The organism is Bacillus sp. SB49, assembly GCF_000469135.2.
Taxonomy (GTDB): Bacteria; Bacillota; Bacilli; order Bacillales; family Halobacillaceae; genus Halobacillus.
In genome coordinates, this window is sequence record NZ_CP048117.1 from 2121863 (window position 1) to 2143992 (window position 22130).

At 46.6% G+C, this 22130-nt stretch carries 23 protein-coding genes, 1 riboswitch and 1 other annotated feature; of the genes, 4 read left to right on the forward strand and 19 right to left on the reverse strand.

Annotated features, from left to right (window positions below):
- Window positions 1–115: 115 nt before the first annotated feature.
- Window positions 116–2014, forward strand: coding sequence for an LTA synthase family protein (locus tag M662_RS11185; RefSeq protein WP_026577268.1), 1899 nt, complete (start codon window positions 116–118; stop codon window positions 2012–2014).
- An 84-nt stretch (window positions 2015–2098) separates the two neighbouring features.
- On the opposite strand, the gene M662_RS11190 is transcribed toward M662_RS11185, so the two are convergent.
- Both M662_RS11190 and M662_RS11195 read right to left on the reverse strand, forming a co-directional pair.
- Complete coding sequence (locus M662_RS11190; protein WP_026577267.1) at window positions 2099–3115, reverse strand: NAD(P)H-dependent flavin oxidoreductase; 1017 nt, start codon at window positions 3113–3115, stop codon at window positions 2099–2101.
- Window positions 3116–3136: 21 nt separating this feature from the next.
- Window positions 3137–3553 carry a VOC family protein gene (locus M662_RS11195; protein WP_051348860.1) on the reverse strand — a complete coding sequence of 139 codons (417 nt, stop codon included), beginning with the start codon at window positions 3551–3553 and terminating at the stop codon, window positions 3137–3139.
- Window positions 3554–3682: 129 nt separating this feature from the next.
- Here M662_RS11195 and M662_RS11200 point away from each other — a divergent pair, with 129 nt between their 5' ends.
- The gene (locus M662_RS11200; RefSeq protein WP_026577265.1) at window positions 3683–4108 is read left to right on the forward strand and encodes a hypothetical protein; all 426 of its coding nucleotides are present in this window, start codon (window positions 3683–3685) and stop codon (window positions 4106–4108) included.
- Between the two features lie 134 nt (window positions 4109–4242).
- Here the strand turns inward: M662_RS11200 and M662_RS11205 are convergent, their stop codons facing one another.
- A complete protein-coding gene (locus M662_RS11205) occupies window positions 4243–5097 on the reverse strand; it encodes an AraC family transcriptional regulator (RefSeq protein ID WP_026577264.1) in 855 nt (284 codons plus the stop codon).
- Window positions 5098–5496: 399 nt separating this feature from the next.
- Here M662_RS11205 and cyoE point away from each other — a divergent pair, with 399 nt between their 5' ends.
- On the forward strand, window positions 5497–6414 hold the full coding sequence (cyoE, locus tag M662_RS11210) for a heme o synthase (RefSeq protein ID WP_008639369.1): 918 nt from the start codon (window positions 5497–5499) through the stop codon (window positions 6412–6414).
- A 41-nt stretch (window positions 6415–6455) separates the two neighbouring features.
- Here cyoE and M662_RS11215 read toward each other — a convergent pair whose 3' ends face one another.
- The 12 genes from M662_RS11215 to M662_RS11270 all read right to left on the reverse strand — a co-directional run bounded on the left by M662_RS11215 (window position 6456) and on the right by M662_RS11270 (window position 16185).
- Window positions 6456–7166 carry a P-II family nitrogen regulator gene (locus M662_RS11215; RefSeq protein ID WP_035387983.1) on the reverse strand — a complete coding sequence of 237 codons (711 nt, stop codon included), beginning with the start codon at window positions 7164–7166 and terminating at the stop codon, window positions 6456–6458.
- The gene (locus M662_RS11220) at window positions 7126–7893 is read right to left on the reverse strand and encodes a DUF1538 domain-containing protein (RefSeq protein ID WP_008639362.1); all 768 of its coding nucleotides are present in this window, start codon (window positions 7891–7893) and stop codon (window positions 7126–7128) included. Before M662_RS11220 ends, M662_RS11215 begins: the two co-directional genes overlap by 41 nt.
- Complete coding sequence (locus M662_RS11225) at window positions 7890–8582, reverse strand: DUF1538 domain-containing protein (protein WP_008639360.1); 693 nt, start codon at window positions 8580–8582, stop codon at window positions 7890–7892. The genes M662_RS11220 and M662_RS11225 overlap by 4 nt, the downstream gene beginning before the upstream one ends.
- Window positions 8583–8722: 140 nt before the next feature.
- Window positions 8723–9379, reverse strand: a complete 657-nt coding sequence (locus tag M662_RS11230) for a DUF429 domain-containing protein (protein ID WP_026577262.1) — start codon at window positions 9377–9379, stop codon at window positions 8723–8725.
- Window positions 9367–10623: an MFS transporter gene (locus tag M662_RS11235; RefSeq protein WP_162129293.1), complete on the reverse strand. Its 1257-nt coding sequence runs from the start codon at window positions 10621–10623 to the stop codon at window positions 9367–9369. Before M662_RS11235 ends, M662_RS11230 begins: the two co-directional genes overlap by 13 nt.
- A gap of 66 nt (window positions 10624–10689) precedes the next feature.
- Window positions 10690–10949 (reverse strand) — a binding site (T-box leader).
- A 53-nt stretch (window positions 10950–11002) separates the two neighbouring features.
- Window positions 11003–11854, reverse strand: coding sequence for a VOC family protein (locus tag M662_RS11240; protein ID WP_026577258.1), 852 nt, complete (start codon window positions 11852–11854; stop codon window positions 11003–11005).
- Between the two features lie 111 nt (window positions 11855–11965).
- On the reverse strand, window positions 11966–12469 hold the full coding sequence (locus M662_RS11245; protein WP_026577257.1) for a GNAT family N-acetyltransferase: 504 nt from the start codon (window positions 12467–12469) through the stop codon (window positions 11966–11968).
- A 50-nt stretch (window positions 12470–12519) separates the two neighbouring features.
- Entirely contained in the window at window positions 12520–13536 is a 1017-nt protein-coding gene (locus M662_RS11250; protein ID WP_026577256.1) for a ThiF family adenylyltransferase, read from the reverse strand.
- The gene (locus M662_RS11255) at window positions 13536–14297 is read right to left on the reverse strand and encodes a thiazole synthase (protein WP_026577255.1); all 762 of its coding nucleotides are present in this window, start codon (window positions 14295–14297) and stop codon (window positions 13536–13538) included. Before M662_RS11255 ends, M662_RS11250 begins: the two co-directional genes overlap by 1 nt.
- Window positions 14298–14304: 7 nt before the next feature.
- Window positions 14305–14508 (reverse strand): sulfur carrier protein ThiS, encoded by a 204-nt coding sequence (thiS, locus tag M662_RS11260; RefSeq protein WP_008639334.1) that lies wholly within the window; start codon window positions 14506–14508, stop codon window positions 14305–14307.
- Window positions 14492–15613, reverse strand: a complete 1122-nt coding sequence (thiO, locus tag M662_RS11265) for a glycine oxidase ThiO (RefSeq protein WP_051348857.1) — start codon at window positions 15611–15613, stop codon at window positions 14492–14494. Before thiO ends, thiS begins: the two co-directional genes overlap by 17 nt.
- A complete protein-coding gene (locus tag M662_RS11270; protein WP_051348856.1) occupies window positions 15610–16185 on the reverse strand; it encodes a thiamine phosphate synthase in 576 nt (191 codons plus the stop codon). Before M662_RS11270 ends, thiO begins: the two co-directional genes overlap by 4 nt.
- 89 nt (window positions 16186–16274) lie before the next feature.
- A riboswitch (TPP riboswitch) is annotated at window positions 16275–16384 on the reverse strand.
- Window positions 16385–16792: 408 nt separating this feature from the next.
- On the opposite strand from M662_RS11270, the gene M662_RS11275 reads away from it, so the two are divergent.
- Entirely contained in the window at window positions 16793–17803 is a 1011-nt protein-coding gene (locus tag M662_RS11275) for an LLM class flavin-dependent oxidoreductase (RefSeq protein WP_008639330.1), read from the forward strand.
- 44 nt (window positions 17804–17847) lie between these two features.
- Here the strand turns inward: M662_RS11275 and panF are convergent, their stop codons facing one another.
- From panF to M662_RS11295, 4 genes are all read right to left on the reverse strand, one after another.
- Window positions 17848–19314: a sodium/pantothenate symporter gene (panF, locus tag M662_RS11280; RefSeq protein ID WP_008639328.1), complete on the reverse strand. Its 1467-nt coding sequence runs from the start codon at window positions 19312–19314 to the stop codon at window positions 17848–17850.
- Window positions 19311–19592: a YhdT family protein gene (locus tag M662_RS11285; protein WP_026577254.1), complete on the reverse strand. Its 282-nt coding sequence runs from the start codon at window positions 19590–19592 to the stop codon at window positions 19311–19313. Before M662_RS11285 ends, panF begins: the two co-directional genes overlap by 4 nt.
- A gap of 193 nt (window positions 19593–19785) precedes the next feature.
- Window positions 19786–21000: a NupC/NupG family nucleoside CNT transporter gene (locus M662_RS11290; protein ID WP_026577253.1), complete on the reverse strand. Its 1215-nt coding sequence runs from the start codon at window positions 20998–21000 to the stop codon at window positions 19786–19788.
- Between the two features lie 124 nt (window positions 21001–21124).
- Window positions 21125–22063 (reverse strand): nucleoside hydrolase, encoded by a 939-nt coding sequence (locus M662_RS11295; protein WP_026577252.1) that lies wholly within the window; start codon window positions 22061–22063, stop codon window positions 21125–21127.
- Window positions 22064–22130: the final 67 nt, after the last annotated feature.

The window sequence follows — 22130 nt, forward strand, 5'->3', positions numbered from 1 at the left end:
TGTGAAAAACCGCACCATACCTCCCCGCCTATGTTTGTAAAGTACAACTATTTACTTTATGATGGAAATCTGATAGATTTGATTATTATTGTTAAACACCATTACCAGGAGGTTCATGATTTACATGAAAACTACCAATCCATTAAACAAAGGCTGGGTTTTCTTCTGGACCGCAGTAATATTACTGTGGGCAAAAACCTATTACGCCCTACAAACAGCATTTACGTTAGATATTGAAAACGGCGCACAACAATTCATTCTGATCCTTACACCAATCAGTTCTATCTTATTCTTTTTCAGTTTTGCATTCTTCTTCTCACCAAAGAGAAGAAATAAAGCATTTATGACCATTTACTTCTTAATGTCATTCATTCTTTATGCAAACGTCGTGTATTATCGTTTCTTTAACGATTACATCACCCTTCCTGTGTTGATGCAGTACAAGAACTTCGGGGATCTAGGAGGCAGTGCTCAATCATTGATGCACGTTTCTGATGTACTGTACTGGGTTGATTTCGTTCTTCTAATCGCATGGTTGGTAGCGAAAAAGACCAATCCGACGATGCACTTTAAGAAAAGAACCGTCGCTATGCTTTTTGCTTCATCCATAGGCTTTGCGGCAGTAAACCTGTCCATGGCTGAGGTTCAAAGGCCAGAACTGCTCGTACGTACGTTTGATCGCGCAAAACTCGTCAAACTGCTAGGAATCTACAATTATCACATCTATGATTCTGTGATGACAGCTAAAACATCGTCCCACCGAGTTCTTGCAGACAGCAATGAACTTGTTGACGTCTTGAACTACGTCAATTCCCAGCAAGGGAAAATGGGAGCGCACGGAGAGTTCTTCGGAAAAGCGGAAGGAAAGAACATTGTACTCGTTTCGCTTGAGTCCACGCAGAACTTTGTTATCGACAGAGAATTAAATGGACAGGAAATTACTCCTTTCCTTAATGATCTCAAAGATGACAGCTTCTATTTCAGCAATTTTTATCACAATACCGGACAAGGGAAAACCTCAGATGCAGAATTCATCATTGATAATTCCCTGTATGGACTGCCGCGAGGCGCTGTCTATACAACGAATGCAAACAACGAATACAATGCTACTCCGGAAATTGTAAAAGAGCACGGGTATACACCTGTGAGTTTCCACGGAAACCACTCAAGTTTCTGGAACCGTGATGTCATGTATCAAAACCTCGGGTACGACGAATTCTACTCGAAGAAATATTATGATGTAACAGATGAGAACTCCGTCAACTATGGTTTAAAGGATATTCCATTCTTTGAACAATCCATGCCTTTACTCAAAGAGCTGGATAAACCGTATTATGCAAAATTCATAACGATGACGAACCACTATCCATACATTATGAACAGCGAAGACATGAAGATGATTGATCCGGCCGATACCGGAGACGGTTCTGTTGACCGCTACTTCCAAACGGTTCGATACGAAGACGAATCTATCAAACGGTTCTTCGAATTGATGAAGGAGCAGGGAGAATACGAAGACAGTATCTTTATCCTTTACGGCGACCACTACGGAATATCCGAAAACCATAACCGTGCTATGAGTGAAATCCTTGATAAGGAAATTACTCCGTTTGAACATACACAGCTTCAGAAAGTTCCTTTGATCATCCATATTCCTGGAATGGAAGGAAAAGAAATGGATACGGTTGGAGGAGAAATCGATTTAAAACCTACGATTCTCAGCCTTCTCGGCATAGAGGAAGAAAATGATGTTCAATTCGGTACCGATTTGTTCAAAGAAGATCGGGAAAGTAAGACAATCTTCCGTGATGGAAGTGTCGTTACAGACGACTATGTCTATGCTGCCGAAGGAGACCACTGTTACGACAAATCGACAGGGGAAGAAGTCGACGGGGAAGCATGTACACCGTTGAAAAAAGACGCTCAAACGGAGTTGAATTACTCTGATAAAGTTGTTTATGGAGACTTGCTGCGTTTCTTAGATGAAAAACAAAATCAGAATACAGAGAAATAACCAAAAAAACTCGGCTGCGATGCAGCCGAGTTTTTTAATTACCCCAATTGTGAGTGCCTTCTCGCTTTTTGCAGTAAATCATAATCATTCCATGGCGGACTTGATAACCTCAGCAGCAGAACGATTATCACTTAATCGAGGGCTTTGTCCGGACCACAAAGACATGTACCTCGTATCCCCATTTTGAGCGGCTGCCGATCGAATCGGCTTCGTCAGGGAGTTCTGAAGTGGATACGGGAGGTGTGGCTTCCCTTCCATATGGCGTATAAACGCGTTCTCTATCCCCCTTGCCGGCTTTCCACTGAAACTTGCCGTAACTGCCGTTTCCGTCTCTCTTGCTCCCAAAATGGCTTCTTTGTGGCGTGGATGTGCTCCACTCTCTTTGCACGTTACAAAAGCAGTCCCCATTTGTACTCCAGATGCTCCCAGGGCCATTGCAGCACGGACTCCCCTACTGTCCATAATTCCTCCTGCAGCAATGACAGGGATTGTTACTTGATCGACGATTTGCGGTACGAGAGAAATCGTACCGATCATGCCTCCTCTTTCTGATCCAAGAAAGGTTCCTCTATGTCCTCCTGCTTCACTCCCTTGAGCAACGACCATATCCATTCCGCTTCTCTCATTCAAGACTGCTTCCTCCACATTCGTGGCAGTTCCAATTAATTGAATTCCCTCCTGCTTCAGTCTTTCCATTGTTTTACGATGAGGGATACCGAACGTGAAACTTACAATTGGTACGTTTTCTTCGATTAGGATACATACCTGCCTGTCGAAATGGTCCATGTCTGCTTCTGGAATCGGACTCACCTCCACCCCCAGTTCACGTCGATATGGTTCCAGCCATCGTTCTGCCTCCTCCATCTCCGCCTTGCTGTATGTTGGGTATTCCGGCACAAACAGGTTTACGGCAAAGGGACGATTTGTCAGCTGTTTAATCCGCTGAACAGATGTTTTCAAAGCCTCCCCGGTCATATAACCTGCCCCCAGACTTCCAAGCGCTCCGGTGTTGGAAACTGCAGCGACCAGCTCCGGTGTTGTCACCCCTCCGGCCATTCCTGCTTGTATAATCGGGTAGGTCAAACCTAATATCTCCTTCATATAATAACTCCTCTCTATGATTTAACATTGACATATCATCAGCATATTACCGTCCGGATCCTGAAAACTAAAGTAATGGCCATGTTCAATGGAACCGATCCATCCTGCTTCCATTTCCTGTACTTGAAGGTAAGCCTCATGGATGTCATTTGTATTCAAATGAAAGACCGGATTTTTATATATCGATTCCTGATTGTATCGTTTGCTGTCCAATACAATATTTACACCTGATAAAGGTAAGATATACAAATGATCGTGAGGAAATTCTTCTTTATACGGAACAGCCAACAGCCTGGAATACCACATGGCTCCCTGTCTGATATCCTGCACGGGAATGAAGACCGTTCCGATTTCCGGAAGAATCGCACCGTCTTTTTTTATATCTGTAGTACTTTTCTTGTCCCCTTTGGATAGCTCTTCTGATGCATGACCTGCCATTCGAACCACTCCATTCCTATGTAATGAGTTGCTTTTCGAAACTTCAAGCATATCTTCCTGTTGAAATGAATTGATTCCAAAGCTCGACACCCCTATAATTAGGAAAAGAAAGGATTGTGAGGAATCAACATGCTTTACATACGAAACATCGAAACAATCATTGAGGAAATCTATCAAGAAAACCAGTTGGATTTACAATACGAAGTCAACAGCACCCTGCCATCACCGATGAGCTTCAATGTATCCACCAATACGCTTGCTTTCAATTACCTTCAAGTCAATGGATACATGAGCAAAGTAAAAATTCAGGAGTCAGAGGAAGACTTCGTCCGAATCATGATTTACCGTGAACTTGGCTATTATATTACGTTTAAAAAGCATCGGCCGGATATGCGCACCCTTCTATACGGCGGGGACGCGGAAGTCGCGGAGCTTAAAGCAGAAATAGAAACGAATGCATGGGATTACGGACGTGAACTCGTTCCTGACCGTCTGAAACAATCGTATGATATCGTACGAGAAAGGGACGGCATGCTGCTAAATGGCCGTTTATAATCGAGAAATTACCCCTTGACTGTTTTTTCTTTTCCCCTTCCTTACATTCGTGTTCGTTAAGGAAAAACCTCCATGTCTGGACCAAAATTTCCTATAAATAAAGAAAGGATCACCGCCGAGGGGTGATCCTTTCTTTATTTTACTGGAATCCAGATTTCTGAGTAATACGAGTCACTGGAAGGATCTCCGTCCGGATAGACTTCCATTTCCGGTCCATTTCCTTGTGTAAATCCGCTGGAAGGAAACCATTCCGAGTAAATTTGTTTCCAAACCTTCTGTATGGCACCCGGCATGGAGCCATGCACTTCAAAAACCGCCCATTTCGATGCCGGTATTTCCAACATATCATACGATCCATCAGGTTGTTTCCCTTGATAGGAAGCCCCGATCCAATAGTCGATGGATTCGCCATTCCCAATGGTACAACAAACCCCGATAAGCCCTTCCATTACTCCATCATTCCAATCATCCAGATCATCTAATACACCATCCTCATTAAACTGCCGCCACATCTGTGGAATTATTTTCAAGTTCTCTCCTTCTTTGCAGGAGATCCGTTCTTTCCTTCCCATGATTCTGATTGCTTCTTTTTCCATGATTTGATACTTCATCGGCTCTACTCCTTTCAAGGAAACTTGAATAACCAGGCGGTTATAGAATACTAAGGATCCATTATAGTTTCGCGCATCCCGTGGTGACATGCCATGCTGTTTACGAAAAGCTTTCGAGAAAGATTCCGGAGAGTCATATCCGTACTTATAGGCGAGATCAAGGACTTTCCTTCTGCCTGCCATCAGCTCTCCCGCAGCAAGCGTCATTCTTCTCCTTCTGCAGTAGTCCATGACAGACGTATCTGTCAAGATCCGGAATAGGTGCTGGAAATGATAAACAGACATGTGGGCTTCTTTCGCAACATCCTCTATACGCAGTCCTTCCAATAGATGTTTCTCCATATAATCAACAGCACGCTGCATGGAATCGATCCACATCCGAACTTCCTCCTCTCTTAAAAAATCATATCAGTTATTCCTTCGCCCTTCCTGTCTGTTTGTGCTTTTTCAGGACAGATAAGACGTTTACACTCCCAAAAAAATCCATAATGGATAAATGTCAAAAACTTGTCGTTTCTTATGGTTGCTTGTCAGGAATGCTTTCCGTAAAATAGTTGAGTGGGAGACCATTACCGAATGTATGTATCATACAAGCACAGGCAAGGCTGGTAGAAGACCCTTTGTCAGCCGCAATACCTGTTTTAAACTTTACCAGCATGCGACGTGGTCCGCCTGTACGTAACCTTGACATTAATTAAAACTGGATTTAACATACCGTAGAGTGTCATTTATTATCAAGGTCGGATCGATAATCTAGTAACAGGAAAGAGGAGAATCATGGAAAGGGAAGATATTCGGACAACAGAGAAACAGCCTCTTACAGACATTTTAGCGAAGACTGTAAAAACAGGCATTATCAAGTCTAACCTTGTCCCGATGTTCGCCGGGCTTACATTAGCATTATACACGTATGAATACGGATTGTTGGAAAAGCTGCCGGAGATAATTTTTGCCTTGATCGGATCGATCATGGTGATGGGTGCTGCCGGAGCGTTCAACAACTGGTATGACCGGGACATTGATGCCATTATGGAAAGAACGAAGACAAGGCCGACTGTAACCGGACAAATTAAACCGCGCCAGGTGCTCTGGCTTGCCAGTCTGATGGCCGTTTTAGGAGTCATCATTTTATCGCTTGCTACTCCGCTCGCAGGATTTCTCGGTTTCCTCGGGTTGTTTTTTTATGTCGTGCCATACACTATGTGGACGAAGCGAAGAACCATTTACAATACGGAAGTTGGAAGTTTGTCAGGAGCAACACCGCCTTTAATTGGTTGGGCGGCCATTTATCCGGACATTACACACCCGGCAATTTTAGGACTTTTCGTCATCGCACTTATTTGGCAGATGCCGCACTTTTACTCTATAGCCATTAGAAAACAGGAAGAATACACGGCTGCCAAGATACCCATGCTGCCAGTGGTGAAAGGTGCACGCCGTACTTATATTCAGACGAATATCTATTTAGTTATACTGATCGGCACAAGCTTTCTTTTAGGAACGCTCAGCCTCGGCCTTCTCCTCGTGTCTCTGCTGCTTGGTATAGGCTGGTTGGTGCTCAGCCTATACGGATACAGGAAGATGGATTCGGAGAAATGGGCAAAATATATGTTCATCTATTCCCTCATCCACATGACTGTATTGTTCACTACCGTCATCATCTACTCCCTTATGGGTGTGTTGTTCGGCTTATAATGTCAAAAGCAGTATAAAACACCGCCTTAACGGCGGTGTTTTTATTTATCACTTTTCCCAACGGGCAGATGATTGATGCCGGCCGTGTGCTCCACATCCATGACAAAGGCTATCCCCCGCCCCGGCTGATTCAGTTTAGCTCCCAATTCGATTGATTTCAGAACGGCATCTGTTTTTTCTTTTTCAATCAATGTCAATATGACTTCCTTTTCCGGCTCAATCAACATATTAAACAATCGTGCCTTTTCATGAATGCCTGTTCCACGTCCGGAAAGGATCGTTCCTCCTTCGGCACCTGCCTCCTTTGAAGCTTCCACCACTTTTTCTGCATCTCCCTTGTTCACTATTGTTACGATAAGATCGTAAGCAAGCGTCTTTTTCACCATTGGCTGAGCCACTTCCTTCCCTCCATCTTCCTCCTCAAGGCCTAGACCGACCATATGATTGATTCCGCTTATTCTCTTCGCATCAATAACCATCCCTATTCCGCTTCTCGGTTTTTGTAATTGGGCCGTTCTCTCAATGGCGTTCATGACCTTCGGGTAAATGGAATCGGATACGAGTGTCAATATAATCTCCCGTTCTCTTTCTACAGGAATACCAAGGAAGCGTTTTTTCTCGTCCGTCCGAAATCCCTTGCCAAAGAAAGTTGTACCGCCCTGCGCCCCCGCGAGAGTAGATGCATGAACAACTTTTTTCGCCTTTTCCTTTTTAACTATCGTAATAATGAGCTTCTGACCGTCCTTCATCATCCTGATGCTGCTCCTTCCGTTTGTAAATCATCCCTAACACCAAGACAGACAGGATGGGTGCCAGAGCGACGAGAGCAACCATTCCGAATCCATCAACTAAGGGGTCTCTTCCTTCCATCACGGTAGCAATACCAACAAATAAAGCAAGGACAAATGTCGCCGTCATAGGTCCTGTGGCTACACCCCCGGAGTCAAAGGCGATGGATGTAAACGTTTTCGAAGAATATTTTACTATAATCAGCGCTAAAATATAGCCCGGCACAACAAAAATCCAGATGGGTATGCCGAGAATGATCCGGATCATGGAAAGCGCAATGGAAATACCCACCCCGAACGACAAGGTGTATAAGAGAATTTTTTGTGGTATGTATCCGCCCGACGCCTTTTCTACTTGATGGGTCAGGACGCTTACCGCCGGCTCTGCATAAATCGCTACGAAGCCGATAACGAAGCCGATCGGGATAAGCATCCAACGATGGTGGATCGTGGCAAGCTTTTCTCCCATCATCGTACCTGCAGGCATAAACCCAATGTGGACCCCTTGCAGAAAGAAGGAAAGCCCAAGGAAGGTGAGAAGAAATCCGACAGCGATGTCTTTCATTTTGCTCCAGGATAGCTTGAGGAGAAAGAGTTGAAATAAAACGAAAAGGACTAATAACGGAATTAGAGCCACGGCCACGTCCACTAATACGGTTCCGAATCCGTGAAAAACGTCGGCAATCATCATCCATAAATCACCCCAAGCAGCAACACAGAAAGAATCGGCCCTATGGAGGCAAGGGCAACCAGTCCGAAACCGTCCGTTGCCGAGGTGCGTCCTCTCATGACCGTAGCAACCCCCACTCCAAGAGAAAGAATAAACGGTACAGTCAGTGGTCCCGTCGTCACCCCTCCGGAATCAAACGAAATCGGAATGAAAGAAGGAGGAGTGAATAATGCCAGCAGAAACACAAGCCCGTACCCCGGGGCTAACAGGTATGTAATTGGTACATGGAAAATGATGCGAAGCATAGAGAGGCCAACAAACAGGGCCACACCAAGAGCTACGGCTACTATGAGGATATTCCTCGGAATGTCACCTCCGGATACTTGATCGACCTGTGTAGCGAGAACGCGGACATCCGGCTCCGCCACGGTCACAACTAAACCGAGGATGAAGCCAAAGCCTACGATTACCCCTACCTTCTTTGTTTTCGACAAAGCAGAACCGATCCACTCACCAACAGGCAACAGTCCGATCTGCACACCAAGCAGAAAAAGGATAAGACCAATGCCTACAAAGACGACACCAGCGAGGAATTGAAAGAAAACTTCCATAGGAAGCCAGATGAGGGAAAACTGGAGAATGGTTACAACCAAGGTTATGGGAAGAATCGACAGAGTCACTTCCATCACGGTCTCTTTAATATTGTCCATCGCAAACCTCCTTAATTCCGAATATTCAGTAAATTAACGGCGTACGTTTGATAAGAATTTATCTTATTATATCATGAAAAGAATGGAAACATGACCGGATATACTAAATACCTGCCTATCGATGGATAGGCAGGCGATTTTTAAATGCAGTAATCATAGGGATGAAGAGGCGGTTCTGCCGGATACAGCCATGGAGAGTGATAAGCAGGGTCGATCCAATGCCATGCTCCGAGCGCTGCTGCACATGCATCCACCGTGTGGGATTCTTGAGCAAAGCTTTCGGGAATACCGATTAACTGCTGGCTTTGGAACCAGCGGAGAAGCTTACTGCGAATCTGCAAATCCTTTTTATATTCCAGTACTTCGGAAAGACTGGTTCCCATTCTCGATCCAATGACCGCACCGGGGTGAACTTCTACCAGGTGGACAGGGTATGCTGTCTCTGCTGTGGTTATTTCTCGGGACAATCGAATGCCCCTTAATGTAAGGTAGACCATTTTGGTCATGGTAGGAGCCATAATGGATCCCGGTTTCATCCCTAAACTTATTATGAAACGTTTCAATTCTTTGTCCTGCTTCCTCTCTCCTCCACCGTCTTCGTACGAGAGCGGTGCGTCCATCCCAATCACTACTTCCGCATGTTCCGATTTTTCTTCAATAAAAGCAAGGATTTCTTCATCTCCTGCCGGCTGTATATGTGTGTGATAATCCAATGCCTCTCCTTTTCTCTCAAAACAAACCAATACCGTATCCTTTGTATTGCTCGGACCGGATAAATCGATTCCTATAAAGTACAAGATCCTTCCTCCTCTTTAATCTCTTCATTCAACAGATCGCTCCCTGCGCCGCGAATACATATTCTTCGAAGCACCACAGCTCCGCTGAACATAATGATCGTCCCCGTCAGTACGGCCAAGCGTACAGATCCCCACTCCGCAGCAATAGATATAAAAACGGTCATCATTATGATGAGGACAGCTTCCATCATGCTGTACACACTGGCAATACGTCCCATCATTCTAACAGGAACATGGTTTTGATAAAACGTGTAAAACCCTGTGTTCGCAAAAGCTAAGGAAAAGGATAGAATAAAGAAACCGGAAGCTGCACCTACAACAGTCGTTGAACATGCATAAAGCAGGTACCCGGCCGACACGAAGAGAGGGCCCGTGCTTAACAAAGAAGACGCCTTCCATTTGTGCGTATATCCGGCGTTACACAGAGATCCAACAGCTATGCCCACTCCTGCAACACTTACAAGCATCCCGTAAGCAGCATCGGATATATGCAGAACATCTTTCGCAAATACCGCTTCCAGCGAATCGACGGCTGCCGCCATCACCATCATGAATTGAAACCAACCATAGATGAAAAAGACCCCCGGAACATGACGGCTGAAGCGGATAACCTCTCTCCAGTCCTCATGGAACATCCGAAATGTAAGACGATGCTCTGCAGAATCATTTTCTTTTACAGAGACATCAGGGAGCAGTAACATCAATAAACCAGAGAGAAGAAAGGTACCTGCGTTCACATAAAAAGCCGCCTCAGGTGGCCAAAAAAGTAAGATCAAACCGGCAGCTCCCGGACCGATAAGAAAACCGCCGGACATGACGAAACTTTTCCAAGCTTGAAATTTCTGCCTGTCGTCCTTTGGTATAAGCAGTGTTGCATAAGTAAGCGAGCTTGGTTCAAAGACAGCGCTTGCCATGTTAACGAAGAAGACAATCACATATATGGCAGGAAGCTCTGTCAGAAACGCCAGAATCAGGATAGATGCCCCTCTTATAAGATCGAGGAAGATAATCATGTATTTGTGGTTCCATCGATCAATCAAAGTACCTGCCCAAAAGTTGGTCGATAAGCTGGCCAGTGGTTTCAGAAGATACAGGGCTGCTACAGCCATCGCCGATTCGGTTTTTTCGAAGACAATCAAGTTTAAAGCGATCAGGTAAATCCAATCACCGAGGTTGGAAAGTCCAATCGTTGTCAGATACAGCTTATGGTACCTTCGTGTAAAGGGAACGCGGCCGCTCTCCATAGAATTTCCTCCTTGTCTATGGTTTTTTAGAGAATAAAAAAAGAACCTCCTCTCCAAGACATTTGTCTTGGGGACGAGATCCTTATCCTCGCGGTGCCACCCCAGTTTACCGATACGTCACCATACCGATCTTTTCAAGTACGACAAACTCTGCGTTTGCTTATACCCCTGCTCTGTAACGGGAGCTCCCGTCTTATCATCCCCTGTATGGTTCCGATAAGAGGCTCGGAGATTTGGTTCAGAAGATATCCGCCTACCCCATTTCCAGCTGCAGGGGTTCTCTGTGAAGCATCAGCTCTTCCTACTCTTCTCTTCATCGCCTTTACTATTTCTAATATTATCCACATAAACATAGTTTTTGTAAAGTCCACCTATTTTATTAATTCGTCACGAGCCGTACCCGGTTTCCAGAAGGGTCCAAAAACATGGGGGTATCCTTGCCTGTAGAACGGTATCCGAGCGCATGGAGACGCTCCGTCGTTTCATCCACCGCGCTGCGTCCGGGGAGCACAAGATCGAAATAACGGAGACCCGTTGAAGTGGAAGACGGTGCCGGCGCCCCTTCTCCTTTCCATGTATTAAGACCGATGTGATGGTGATATCCGCGATCGGAGAGAAATAAAGCCTGTGGAATGGAATCTGCAACGACTTGAAATCCTAACCCTTCTACATAGAAAGTCCGAGCGTCGTCTAAATTCGATACATGGAGATGAATATGTCCGATCCGTGCTTTCTCAGGCATCCCACTCCAGTGTCCGTGCCGTTCACTTAATAAGCTTCCGGCATCCAATGGTTCCGTCGTCATACCGACTCTGCCATCCTTCCAACTCCATTTCGCGGATGGACGATCATGATAGACTTCGATACCGTTACCGTCCGGATCTTCGAAGTAGAGGGCTTCACTTACCAGGTGATCGGCACCGCCTTGTTGGATACCCTCCTTCATCAAATGGGCGAGCAATCGCCCAAGATCGCTTCTCTCCGGAAGCAGAATGGCAAAATGGTAGAGACCCGCTGCATGTTCATCTTTAGGAACAATTTCGTTATTGGTACGGATGCTCAGAATACTGTGTACGCCATCTGCTGAGAGTTCCACGGTCTCCGGATTTTTCTTCTGCACTTTCAAGCCAAGAACAGCTGTATAAAATTCGAGAGATCGGGTTATGTCTTTCACCTGAAGTACGACTTTATCTATATGAACGGCCGGGTTACTGAAGAAATGATGTTCCAATCCTCTGCCTCCTTTTTCCTACCAGTTTACACGATAACCATTGCCTGACAAGAAGGCACTTTCAAGTAACTTCGTATCCTTCGAGATACTATGCGGCAGGCACCTCTTTATCTAATCCCTTGTTTTGAGAGCATACAGACAAACCTTTTTATTATTTACGACGACGTCCTGTTCATATACCATGCCTATCTTTTCTGCTACGGATATGGATGGTAGATTTTCATGATGAATGAGAGCTATCAAGCGACTTATCCTTCGTGCCCTCCCCCGTCGAACGAGGCTTTCGGCAATTTCCGTCGCATATCCCTTCCTCCAATACTCTTTCCAAATCCAGTAACCAACTTCCATCTCCTGTTGTCCTTCGACGACCTGTGGAACCAAACCGGCGTGACCTATTCGTTGTCCTGAATCTTTATGAAGTATAATCATCAGTCCATTACGCTCATCCTCAGCATACGCCCGCATTATCCATTGGAGAAACCTGCGGGTACCATCTCGATCTTTCGTTTTCCCGTCTCCTATGTAACGCATCATTTCCGGTGCTTTTAACATATGGAATAAAAAATCTTCATCCTCCTGAGTATACGGCCTGAGAATTGTACGAGTAGTTTCCATGGCTTCTCCTCCTTTTCGGTTAAAAAAAGAGACACCTCCAGTGCCTCTTTTCATGTTTCAATATATTTATGATAAAGCAATTGTGCCTTCTCTGCATCCTTCACCCCGTGAATAAGGGCTCTCCCATCCTTGAACAGGACAAACCGGTAAGTATCGACGGAAAAAGATATCAGATGGCTGTTTGCTTTCCAATCGGAAACGCGGGTGGACAACCTTCTGGGCAGGTTTTCAAACATACCGTCTTGGGGCTCGATCGGTCGGACTTGAACCGTATCCCGTCCACAGAGAACGGCTGTTTTCATCTTTTTCCGTTGGATCAGGTATGGGTAGGAGGCTGACTCCGAACAGGATGGACATTCCTCATCGGACAGACCATCCAGAGAAATCGATGCGTGCTCCCCTTCCCATACATTAAAATAAATCCATTCTCTATTCGGTATTTTACCGGTCAGATATTGTAGAGCCAATACCGTTTGATAAGAGGCGGTCATTTGTACGGCGGGACCGATGATGCCCAGTAAGTCACACGAGCCTCCATCTGTGTCGATATAGTCTTTCAAACACTGGAGACAGGGAGGTTCTTCAGGATTGATAAAGGCTGCTCCTCCGCTTGCTTCCACGCACCCTCCATAAATCCACGGGATGCTGTGTTTGGCAGAGACATCATTAATAAGAAAACGGGTATGGAAATTGTCTGTAGCATCCATCACCAGGTCGACACCTTCCATAAGTTTCTCTGCGTTTCCACTATGAAACTCCTGGACGATTCCTTCCACGGTAATACAAGAATTGACTTTGCCCAACCGCTGTTCTGCTGCTTTGGCCTTGGCGTGTAACGCCCGGACGTCATCCTCTGTATAAAGATGCTGCCTTGTAAGGTTGCTCCACTCTACATAATCACGATCAACTATCGTCAATTTTCCAACCCCTGCCCTTGCAAGCATGTCCGCAGCCGCGCAGCCCAGCGCCCCGGCTCCAATGATCAGCACATGTTTATTCGCCAGGGAATGCTGACCATTCTCACCGATTCCTTTAAAACGCATCTGCCTTGAATAACGATCATTTATCACTGGATCATCCCTGCTTCCGGGCTGCTTGCCGTACCATACTGCCGTTCCTCCGCACGGCCTGCTTCATACCCAAACCGACCCCCTTCTACGGCAAGCTTCATTGCTGCTGCCATCTTTACTGGATCGCATGCTCCTGCTACAGCCGTGTTAAGAAGTACACCATCCGCACCGAGTTCCATCGCCCAGGCTGCATCTTTCGGACTTCCGATTCCCGCATCAACAATGACAGGAATGTCCGACTGTTCTATGATAAAACGCAGATTCAATGGATTTACAATACCCTTCCCCGATCCGATAGGGGAAGCACCCGGCATAATGGCATGCACCCCGGCCTCCTCCAGCCGTTTCGCAAGGACGACATCATCAGAAGTATAAACAAGCACAGTGAAACCCTCCTCCAGCAATTGAACCGACGCTTTCATCGTTTCAAAGGGATCCGGCAGCAGCGTTTTATCACAGCCGATTATCTCGACCTTGATCATATCGCATAATCCGGATGCTTTCGCTAGTCTGGCAATTCGAACCGCTTCCTCTGCATTCTTCGCTCCGGCCGTATTTGGTAGCAGGGAATACTTCTCTAAATCGATGGACTCCAGGAGGTTCGGTTCCTCTTCATTAAAGATGTTCATTCTCCGCACAGCGAAAGTAAGTATTTCCGTTCCAGATGCCTCTACCGCTTCTTTTTGCACATCAAATGACGGATATTTTCCTGTTCCTAGCATCAATCTCGATGTGAATGTCTCGTTATTAATCTTCATTTTTCCTTCATCCTCCTCCTACGAAATGAACGATCTCCACGCTGTCCCCACTTTGAAGACGCTCTTTATCGTATTCTTCTTTATTTAGTATTTTCCGGTTAAGTTCCACAACAGAAAATCGTGTCCGAATATCTAATTGTTCCAGGAGATCAGCTACGGTGCTGTCTTCTCCTCTACATTCCACCACTTTCCCATTAACGTGTATGTTCATAGACTCCTCCAATCTGAAATCTTGCCGGTGAAAACAAACCCTCATACTTCTTTGCAAACGTGCCTTTCTCAAACAAGCTCTGAATCAGTTTTCCTGTTGCAGGAGCAAGAAGGATGCCGTTCCGGTAATGACCCGTTGCAAAGAAGATGCCTTTCTCTTGTGGATGCTCTCCGATGACCGGGCGCCCGTCCGACGTACCAGGCCTTACTCCGGACCACCACTTCTCAAGCGGCTCCTCTCTAAGCGCCGGGAAAACGCGAAACACCTGATCCATCAAGTCGGCAATTCCGCCGGCAGAAGTCGATTCGCTGCCATCCCCTTCTCTGGAGGTGGCTCCAATAACGATGCTTCCGTCCCTCTTCGGTACGACATAAAAAGAAGGAGAGAAGTAAGTTTCCTGAAACAACAGGTTCCTCGGTTTAATAGAGAAGCATTCCCCTTTCACTGGAACCATCGGGTTTGGTAGGCCTGTTTCCCTGAACCATGGTCCACTGTCTGCCCCGGCAGCGACGACGATGCGCTCTGCGAAGATCTCTCCTTCATTCGTCGTCACCTCATATCCTTGTCCGCTCTTCCGTATGCGGATGACGAAGCACCCATCCTTAACGGTGCTTCCGAATGACCGTGCGCCTCGCTTGAACGCTTCAGCCACTTTTTCCGGTTTTACGTTGCCGTCCTCCCGCATCCATAAAGCCCCGGAGGACTTAACCCACGGATGACGGATTTTCATCTCTCGATCGTCCAGCCAGGAGAGAGAGGGAAAAGATTGCTGCTTCTCCTGCAGTTCTTTCGCCTCCCTCTCATCCAAAGCGATTTGGAGCATACCGTTTGTAGTCAGCTGAATGTCGATTCCGGAACACTGATACAATTCTGTATGCAATTCGTTATACATATCTCTGCTCTTGACACAAAATTCATGGTACAGTCCCGGCGTCCGGTTTTCCGTGTGGACCCCCAGCATCCCTGCAGCAGCCCCGGTCGCTCGTCTGCCACCTGTACCTTTATCCAGCACACACACATCGGCCCCTGCCTTACTAAGGTGATAAGAAATAGAATGACCGATGATGCCCCCACCAACGATTACCGTATCCCAATGGTTCTTCATGAAAGAATCGCCTCCCGATAATTTTCTGCTGCCGAAATTGGATCCTCCGCGTCGAAAATACCCGACTGCACAGCCACGCCTGCTGCTCCTGCCTTCCGCAACAGAGATATATGCTGTGGCTGAATCCCTCCGATAGCGAAAACAGGAATAGCCAACCCTCCGGTAAGCTCCATCAACGAGCTTATCCCCCTGGGTGGCGCGTTCCGCTTACTGTCCGACTGAAATATATGACCGAAGAGAACATAGTCCGCGCCTGCCCTTTGTGCTGTTCTGCCTGATTCCAAACTGTGAACGGAAACCCCTCTAACCTTCCCTGTTCCTACCTTAAGATCATCCATACACCTCTCTGGATAATGGACGCTTCGATCCGTACGATCTGCAATTCCACTATGCTTGTGAACCGTCCACTTATCAGAGACATCCATCAAGTCTCTAAATGCAGCTTCATAATCCACCAGAGACTTTGAGTTATCTCGGTAAATGACAGTGTCGACATACGGATCAATGGCTGGAATTATACTCTTCAAGGTGACGGGATCCATCTCGTCTTTTGTAACGGCTAAAAGCTTCATTGCTTTGTTCCCCCCAATAAAAAATGCCACTTTCCAGAAGGAAAGTGGCATACTTGAACATACGTACACGTGAGTGCAGCGTGATTGTTTAGATATAACCGCCACTTTCCTCCGCTGGTTTGAGCCAGTTCAGGTTCAAAGAGTCCCGAAGTATCACTTCGATCTCAGCCTTTTCTTAAAGGCACCCCTAGTGCATGTGCTTATTGATTTTGTAATGCATGTGTTCATCCTACAATACATTGAAAATTTCGTCTACCATATTTTTGCAAGGTACTCCGTCATCTTTTCCTGAATGCTCTCCGTTCTGCATAGGTAACGCACGTCCGGCAAACGACGACAGCCCTGCCTTCATCATTGTAATACCGCGATGGATCTACTGGTTTACGTCCACATATCACACAACGTTTCCTGCCAAGCCACCGGTTCAAAAAATTTTTCATTATGCTTCGTCCCCCTTATCTTCTCTGTCTTAAAAAACACCCATATCCAGTTATAATATACCAGTATTTTAGTCCCGTAAATAATAGAGAAACAAAACATTTTGAAACACGAAATAATCTTGTTAAGATATGCTATAGGATTTTCCTAAAGAAAGAAGGTAAACGATATGACGAATACATCTTTTTCCGATACAAAAATATCCGTTCTTGACCTTGTCAGTGTAAAAGAAGGCAGGTCTACGAAACAGGCTTTTGAAGATACGATAAGCTTAGCCCAACACGCAGAAAAGCTCGGTTACAACCGATACTGGATGGCAGAACATCATAACATGCCCGCCATCGCAAGTTCTGCTACGGCTCTCGCTGTCAGTCACGTCCTTCACCATACGTCTGAGATCCGCGTTGGTTCCGGGGGTGTGATGCTTCCAAACCATGCACCACTGATTATCGCCGAGCAGTTCGGAACGCTGGAAACACTATTTCCGGGACGAGTCGACCTTGGACTTGGCCGTGCTCCGGGTACGGATCAAATGACGGCAAGAGCGATGCGGAGGCATTTGGAGAGTGATCCAAATGAATTTCCACAGCAGGTAGACGAACTTAGGGGATACTTCCGGGGGGATAACCCGGTCCATGCCTACCCAGGAGAAGGAACAGACGTGCCGATCTGGCTGCTCGGGTCAAGCGGGTTCAGCGCACAGCTTGCAGGACAGCTCGGGCTGCCGTTCTCGTTTGCAAGTCACTTCTCTCCGAACAATACACACGGAGCACTGAATCTTTATCGTGGAAGCTTCAAGCCATCTGGTGAGCTGGAACAACCTTATGCCATGCTCGGCGTTCACTTGATTGCAGCGGATACCGATGAAGAAGCGACAAGGCTTGCGACTTCACTGCAGCAACAGTTCTTGAATCTCGTGCGCGGCACGACAAAACTGCTGCAGCCGCCTGTAGATGATATAGAACAAGTTTGGACGTCTCAAGAGAAAATGGCCCTTCATCAACAGCTTGGCGCTTCAATTATCGGGAGCAAAGAAACCGTTAAACGGAAGCTGGAAAAATTCCAATCCGAAACACAAGCGGACGAAATTATGATCACCTCTCCGATCTATGACCATGAAGCACGTCTTCGTTCCTATGAAATCGTCTCAGAGATCATGAAAGAAACCAATAATCATTGATGTATAGAAAAAAGCCACGATTATTATATAATCGTGGCTTCTTTCTATACCTTCCAAAGCTTCTCTATAATTTCCTCCTGCACCCTTCTATGGCGTTCACCTGTCAAAAGACTTACCAGGACATAGATGACAAGTGCCGTAAGAACAGGCAGAATGACGGTATGCATCCCAAAAGGGTTATCCCAAAAACTGTAGATAATGATATAGCTGCCAACGCCGGTCAACATAGAAGCAAGTGCGCCGCTTGCGTTTCCTTTTTTCCAATACAAACCGAGCACGACCGGCCAGATGAACGCGGCTTCAAGCCCGCCGAAAGCGAATAAGTTGAGCCATATTAATAATTCCGGCGGCTGTATGGCCATAGCAAAGACGAGTATTCCGATCATGGCAGTTACTCCGAAACTTATACGCTTTACTGTAGAATCGGAAGCATCCGGCTTTATATAGTTGATATAGACGTCTTTAACGACCGCAGAACTAACCAACAGCAACAGCGAATCAACGGTGGACATGATCGCGGCCATTGGAGCGGCAAGCACAATTCCTGCAAGCCACGGCGGCAATACTTCCATTGCTATTCTCGGCATAACGGTATCTCCTATTTCTATACCAGGCAAAACGGCGCGGGCAAAGACTCCTGTTAAGTGCATGCCAAGCATAATGACTCCGACAACGATGGTGCCGATGATTAACGCCCGATGCATCCCTTTTGAGCTCTTATAGCTCATTGCTCGGACAGCAACCTGCGGAAGACCGATGACCCCTATCCCGACAAGTACCCAAAAAGAAGATACATACGCCGGTGTCAGGGATCCATCAGCTCCATAAGGTGATATCAAGTTAGGATTTTCCTGAGCCAGATCGTTGATGATCGCTTCCACGCCGCCTCCTGCGACGATCGTACCGATTAAAATGATGACGGTACCGACGAACATGACAATTCCTTGAACCGTATCGGTAATCGCGACCGCACGAAACCCTCCGATAATGACATAGATGAGCACCGATACGGCGAACAGCGCCAGTGCCGTTGTGTACGAAAGGCCGGTCATCGTTTCAATAAGACGCGCTCCCCCAACCCATTGGGCAGCCATTGCCGAAAATAGGAAAACGATAATACTGAATGCGGCAATCAGCACGACCCATTTGCTGCGATACCTTTCCTTAAGAAAATCAATCAGGGTAACAGCCCGGATTTTACGAGCCATGATGGCAAATTTCTTACCTAAAACGCTCAGCACGAAATATCCGGTGGCTAGTTGGGACATCGATAGCAGCACCCAGCCCAGCCCCATCGTATAGGCAACACCGGGGCCCCCTACAAAACTAGATGCACTCCCATAAGTTGCTGTCATCGTCATGGCGAGGATAAAACCGCCCAGTTCTCTACTGCCAAGAAAGTATTCTTGAAGGAAGTCAGATGCGGTCTTCATTCGTGCCGATGCATAAAAGCCGATAAAGAATATGACGGCGAGAAAAACGAGGAGAGGTAGTACGACTTCCCAATTCATTCGTCTCCCTCCTCATCCAGCGGCACCTCTATAAAGAAGTAGCGCACAGCAAAGATCACGACAACGAATATAAATCCTGTTACAGCAATACAGCTGTAGAAGAACCACGCCGGCAGCCCCCATATATATTGATAATCTTCGACCGGTTCCGCCCCCAGCCCGTAAGCGAAGCCGAACCACAGGAGGAAGTTTACAACTACGATGCCGATACCAATCCATGCTTCACGGTTGGCAATACGGTACCGCGGATCATCTTGTTTGTTTCGATTTTGTTCCACTTTCCCTTACCCCTTTCTGACCATAAAGACGGCCAGCCTTGTTATGTATCGTATGGACAAACCCTTTTATAGCTTATTTTATATAAACGATTATGTCCATCCATCTACTTATCATTTCCTCCTATTACCAAACTGGAGATGAACGTGGTAAGAATACGACGGGACACCCGACGAAGCTTACCACCGTTCCCCCTTATAGAAACATACCCGCTATGCTTGCTGATAGAAAGTTAGCTAGAGTCGCCGCCACGACAGCCCGGAGACCCAGCCTCGCAACATCTTTGCGTCTGTCCGGAGCGAGACCGCCCAAGGCCCCTATCTGTACCCCGATTCCGGAAAGGCTGCCGAACCCTGTCAACGCAAACGTCGTTACAATCTCTGCTTTCTCACTCAACTGTTCCTTGACTTCCCCGAGACTGGTGAATGCGACAAATTCATTGGCGACTAGTTTCTGCCCGATGAAGCTTGCAGAACGGACCGCCTCCTCCCAAGGCACCCCAATTACGAATGCCATCGGTGCAAAAAGATAGCCAAGAAGCTTCTCAATCGTAATGGAAATACCGAAAAAGCCGCCGACATATCCGATGATCCCGTTCATCAGTGCAAGGATAGCAATAAAGGAAAGTAAGATAGCCCCTATATTCAAGACAAGCTTTAAACCTGCTGTTGCACCGTTCGCAATCGCATCGAAAACGTTCGCTGAATCATCATCCTCCGGCTCCACTACTTCTGCTGTTTCTACTCTGTCCTCCGTCTCGGGGACGATGATTTTGGCGAGAACCAATGCAGCTGGTGCTGCCATGAAAGAGGCTGCCAAAAGATAATCAGCACGAATTCCGAGCAGCGTATATCCAACAAGCGTTGAGCCTGCGATGGAGGTGAACCCGCCGGTCATGACTGCAAAAAGCTCTGACTTCGACATAAAAGAGATGAACGGACGGATTAGCAAAGGTGCTTCCGTCTGTCCTACAAAGATATTTCCAGCTGCATTGATGCTTTCGACTTTCGTTGTCCCAAGCAGCTTCGAGAGCATGCCGCCGATCCATTTAATGACCACTTGCATGACCCCCAGGTGGTAAAGAACAGCAATCAAAGAACTGAAGAAAATGACGGTCGGAAGGACTTGGAAAGCAAACATCGTTCCCATGCCCTCATGATCGATAAGCGGGCCGTAAAGGAAGGAAATCCCTTCTGTTGTATAATCGATCAACGTGCTTATACCAGTGGACATGGCGTCAAGGACCGCACGGCCCCCACTGGTCTGAAAGACAAGAAATGCGAAGAATAGCTGCAGGGAGATGCCGACACCGACGGTTCTCCAATTAATGAGGCGTCTGTTTGTAGACAGAAGCACCGCTAATGCTACTACCGTCAGCATGCCCCCGATTCCCCATAAGATTTGATTCATGATGTTTCCCACTCCTTCTATGGTGTGTACGTGCCTTTTGCAAAAATACCATCATATCATTAGAAGAAGTAGTTTTCCAAGAGGGGAATGAAAAAAGCATGCTCCAATAGGAACATGCCTTTGTTTATCCTTGCCGGGCAAGGTCTGTTATGTAATGGAAGAATGGATCACGATCCACTTCATAAACGAGAGAGACGTCTCTTCCATCCTCCGCAATCTCTGTTTTCCCCTGACTGGCTCCGGACTCGATGACAATGCTTTTCACAACCTTCTTCTTGACTAAATCAGGCTTTCCAACGGTCGCTGTCGTAAGTACGTCCCAAAGGAAATACGTTGAATTCGTCTGGAAGTGGACAAGCGGGGGAACCATCGCATAGCATTGACCCAGAAAGTCGATACCGATATCCTCTCGTTTGGAAGCCCAATCCTGTCGAACTTCCGGCGTCAGAGGAACCATATTTGTACTTTCAAGCGCAACTAAATCAATGGGAATGGAACTTTCCCAAACGCGGGCGGCCGCCTCCGGATCCCAGTAAGCATTCCATTCCGCCGTTCCATCATGTTCCGGTTCTTCCACATTACCTTCCTCTAGAAACGTCCCGCCCATCCAGACTAACCTTTCTATGTTGGATTCGATTTCAGGAGACAACTGTAAGGCTCTTGCAAGATCCGTCAACGGTCCAATGAATACGAGCGTCACCGGCTCATTGCTCTCTGTCACCTTATCGACCAAATGCTCATGAGCAGGGACACCCACAGGCTCCGACTGCCTATCCGGATACTCGTTTAATAACGGTAGGGCATCTACGTAAAAAGCGTGCATCCGCCAATCCTTCGGAAAAGGATTTTTCCCGCGTGAATTGGAAGCAGCAACCTCGACCTCTTTCCCTTTTCCAAATCGGCCGATGATTTTTCTGCTTGCATAAACGGCTGGTTCCAGGTAACAATCTGCCGGAATGACTCCGACTCCAAGAAGATCCACTTCTTCCATCTGTAAAAGTAAAAACAACGACACCAAATCATCCACGCCGCCGTCATGATTTAAATAGACAGGCTTTCCCATTGACTCTCTCCCCTTCTTCTACAACAAATTTGCATCCTACCTGCTTATTCTATCAAAGGTCAGAAGG